Origin of the sequence: Pricia sp., assembly GCF_041745955.1 — a bacterium.
GTDB lineage: Bacteria > Bacteroidota > Bacteroidia > Flavobacteriales > Flavobacteriaceae > Pricia.
The window spans coordinates 1-2,133 of record NZ_JBGTHY010000459.1 but is presented as its reverse complement, the minus strand read 5'-3'; the positions used below and the strand labels follow the sequence as shown (position 1 = coordinate 2,133).

Genomic DNA, 2,133 nt, shown 5'->3' with positions numbered 1-2,133 from the left:
GCCATGAAGGCCCAAGAAGACACCCATCAAAAAAGTGTCATCGAGGGTGCCCTTAAAAAGGCTTTCGCCCCCGAGTTTTTGAACCGAATCGACGACGTTGTGGTATTCAATCCCCTTGAGCGGGAAGATATCCATAAAATTATCGATATCGAACTGCGCAAACTTTTCGCAAGGATCAAGGACATCGGTTACGATTTGAAGCTAAGCGACAAGGCCAAGGATTATATCGCCGAAAAAGGCTTTGACAAGCAGTATGGGGCGAGACCGCTAAAAAGGGCCATCCAAAAGTATATCGAAGATGCTTTGGCCGAGGAAATCGTAAATTCCAAACTCCAGGAAGGCGACACCATTACTATGGACCTTGACGAAAAAACCGAGGAGCTTACCATCGAGATCAAAAAAGCGGAGGAATCCTCAAAAACGGAGTAAGGAGTGGCGGAAGTACGCAAGTTTTAGAAAAAAAGTTGTCGCCTCTAAGGAGCATATCCTTTTAAAGTCTTAGATTCAAGTAATATACCAAGGGAGTCATTAATTTGGCTCCTTTTTTTAATGACCAAGAGTGGTATTAAACGAAAAACGATATTGTAAATCCCATTAATAAGCAATACAAACGATATTTTCGCCTTTAGTCTAGTATTTTATCCGAATGGGTTGCTTACAACTACTTTCGTCGCAGAGCATTTAGAACGCTATAATCTTTATACAATGAGAGTGGAAGGGCCGAAGAAGAGAGTTATCGTGAGGGAGTACGATTTAGAGATCGGAAAGATTCAGGTGTATGAGAATTATATGGTATCGCTTTTCGATGAAGACGCCACCCTTACCTTAGAACGAGCCTACCAAATTATTGGTATCTCCGAAATACACTTCAGAAACAAAAACTTTGGCATGATCAGTCTGCGCAAAAATTCATATGCCGTCGATCCCACTATCTACACCTATCTACGCCAACTTGAAAACCTAAAGGCCTTCGCCATAGTTTCCGTCAAGGAAATCGATATGCACAACTTCAAGATCGAAAAATTGTTCTATAAGAAGCCTATGAAGTTTTTTATTGAGTATGACAATGCGTTGGCTTGGGTTCGGCGCCGGGTTACGGGGAAGTGATTATTGGTAGCCTCCACCGTTTTATTCAATGAAAACGTAGTCGGTGTATTCCATAGAAGTTGGTTCTTGCTTCACAAACTCGTAAAGGCCCACTATTGACTTTTCGATATGGGAATGCATTTCAAGGGTTGCATCCGGAACCTTTTCCGCATTTTCTTCTGGATAATAATAATTCCGGGTTGCTTTACTATCATAGAAATAAATCAGCAAATAAATGCCTTTGTCGGTTCCGCGATCGGCTTTTGCGACTTTGGCTTCTATACCGGGAACGTTTCGAAATGCGGGGTCTAACTTCTCAAGGGCGTATTTTTCGAATTCAATTGGATTGACTCCTTCTTTGAGGGTCATTAATCTCACCGCATAAGTTCTTCCATTGGGCTCAGTCGATTGGCTAAAGGAAACATTTGATGCTGTAATCAGCATAATAGCTAAGACTTTAATACTTGTTTTCATAATTTAAATATTAGGGTTAACGAAATATTTATTTTTCATATCCAGACCTCTTGAGATTTATTCCTTGGGATTTTTGAAACATTGTTTTAAAATTTCATTTCATAGGAAAGTTAACACCGTAAAAAATCAAATTTACCGGTCATAGTATTGTTAATCGGATGTCCTAAAAGTAAAGGATTTTAGGTACAGCCAGTAGCCCGTTGGTTGCAAAAAAATACCAGTAAGTTGCCTTATCAAGATTAAACCCTATGAGTGTTCTGATTTAGCGCCAACCCGGATTAGTAATATCCCGTGGATCGAAGAAATTTTCTTGCATAATAATCTTTCCTTCTTTATCGACCACAAAGCGATCGACAATACGCAACGTACATTTCGGGTTTTCGATATGACAATAAAACTCGGCAGTTGCACCACTCAGGTCTTCATTGGTATAGGTATCTAAAAGTTCCGTCGAAGCGACCAGATCGGGCAAAGGTGCCCACCAATTTGCCTTTATAAAATCCCGCCCAATCATGGCTTCTTGCGATCCTTTCGGATGTATCGGTGCCCTTAGCTCTACCGCTTCATGATAGG

At 40.7% G+C, this 2,133-nt stretch carries 3 protein-coding genes and 1 pseudogene; 2 read left to right on the top strand and 2 right to left on the bottom strand.

Annotated features, from left to right (window positions below; genetic code table 11):
• Positions 1-429 (top strand): annotated as a pseudogene (locus tag ACEW8S_RS16280) (ATP-dependent Clp protease ATP-binding subunit); the annotation flags it as partial.
• A gap of 276 nt (positions 430-705) precedes the next feature.
• Positions 706-1,107 carry an STAS/SEC14 domain-containing protein gene (locus tag ACEW8S_RS16275; RefSeq protein ID WP_373519176.1) on the top strand — a complete coding sequence of 134 codons (402 nt, stop codon included), beginning with the start codon at positions 706-708 and terminating at the stop codon, positions 1,105-1,107.
• Positions 1,108-1,128: 21 nt separating this feature from the next.
• On the opposite strand, the gene ACEW8S_RS16270 is transcribed toward ACEW8S_RS16275, so the two are convergent.
• Together ACEW8S_RS16270 and ACEW8S_RS16265 are read right to left on the bottom strand one after the other, a co-directional pair.
• Positions 1,129-1,560 carry a hypothetical protein gene (locus ACEW8S_RS16270; RefSeq protein WP_373519175.1) on the bottom strand — a complete coding sequence of 144 codons (432 nt, stop codon included), beginning with the start codon at positions 1,558-1,560 and terminating at the stop codon, positions 1,129-1,131.
• Positions 1,561-1,822: 262 nt separating this feature from the next.
• On the bottom strand, positions 1,823-2,133 hold a 311-nt coding region (locus ACEW8S_RS16265; RefSeq protein WP_373519174.1), incomplete at its 5' end, for a hypothetical protein.

Bases quoted from the DNA above. Each gene is read 5' to 3' on its own strand.
- ACEW8S_RS16275 (WP_373519176.1), top strand. From the start codon at position 706: ATGAGAGTGGAAGGGCCGAAGAAGAGAGTTATCGTGAGGGAGTACGAT.
- ACEW8S_RS16270 (WP_373519175.1), bottom strand. From the start codon at position 1,560: ATGAAAACAAGTATTAAAGTCTTAGCTATTATGCTGATTACAGCATCA.